The organism is Streptomyces sp. NPDC102462, assembly GCF_044765425.1.
Classification (GTDB): Bacteria; Actinomycetota; Actinomycetes; order Streptomycetales; family Streptomycetaceae; genus Streptomyces.
On sequence record NZ_JBIWKB010000167.1, the window covers coordinates 1 to 1,169 of the forward strand.

Below are 1,169 nucleotides of genomic sequence, written 5' to 3' on the forward strand. Positions count from 1 at the left end.
CCATAGGAGCGGAGGCGCGGTCGCTGGGACACGGCGGAATCAGACTCGTCGCCCGTGCGGCTGGAGTCCAGGAGGGCACGGTCTCGCGCGGCGTAACTGAACTGGATTCCGGCCAGGACCCTTTGGGACGAGTCCGCCGAGCGGGCGGAGGCCGGAAGAAGGCGACCGAGCTGGACCCGGGACTGCTTCCAGCTCTGCTGGCGTTGGTCGAACCCGACGAGCGGGGCGACCCGATGTCGCCGCTGCGCTGGACGACGAAGTCGACCCGGAACCTGGCAGCGGAGCTGACCCGGCAGGGCCACCGCGTCTCCGCCGACACGGTCGCCGGACTGCTGCGGGAGGAAGGCTTCAGCCTGCAGGCCAACGCCAAGACCATCGAAGGCGCCCAACACCCGGACCGGGACGCCCAGTTCCGCTACCTCAACGAGCAGGCACGAGATCACCGGGACGCCGGAGACGCGGTGATCAGTGTGGACACCAAAAAGAAGGAACTGATCGGCAACTACAAGAACGCCGGTCACGAGTGGCGACCCGCCCAGCAGCCCGTGAAGGTCAACACGCACGACTTCCCCAGCCAGGCCGAGAAGGCGATTCCCTACGGGATCTACGACACGGCCGCGAACACCGGCTGGGTCAGCATCGGCACCGATCACGACACCGCGGCCTTCGCTGTCGCCTCGATCCGCCGCTGGTGGCAGGCGGTCGGCCGGCACGCCTACCCACGGGCCCGCCGGCTGCTGATCACCGCTGACGCCGGGGGCTCCAACGGCTACCGCACCCGCGGCTGGAAGACCCACCTCGCCGACCTCGCCCGCGAGACCGACCTGGAGATCACCGTGTGTCACCTGCCGCCCGGCACATCGAAGTGGAACAAGATCGAGCACCGGCTGTTCTCCCACATCACCATGAACTGGCGCGGTAGGCCGCTGACCAGCCATGAAGTCATGCTCCAAGCCATCGCCGCGACCACCAGCCACACCGGCCTGACCGTGCACGCCGAACTCGACAACGGTCAGTACCCCACTGGCATCCAGATCAGCGACGAGGCCATCGCCGCCCTGCCGATCACCCGCCACCGCTTCCACGGAGACTGGAACTACACCCTCCACCCCGCCAGCCACCCACCGCACCCGGACCGCCCCCGGCAGGGCGGGACGTCAGCCGGCGGC

The 1,169-nt window shown here is 68.9% G+C and carries 1 protein-coding gene; it reads left to right on the top strand.

All coding sequences use genetic code 11. The annotated features are described in order from the left end of the window. Positions 1 to 2: 2 nt before the first annotated feature. Positions 3 to 1,169, top strand: a 1,167-nt coding sequence (locus ACIRFL_RS43870; RefSeq protein WP_404041386.1) for an ISAzo13 family transposase, incomplete at its 3' end; no start/stop codon positions are given.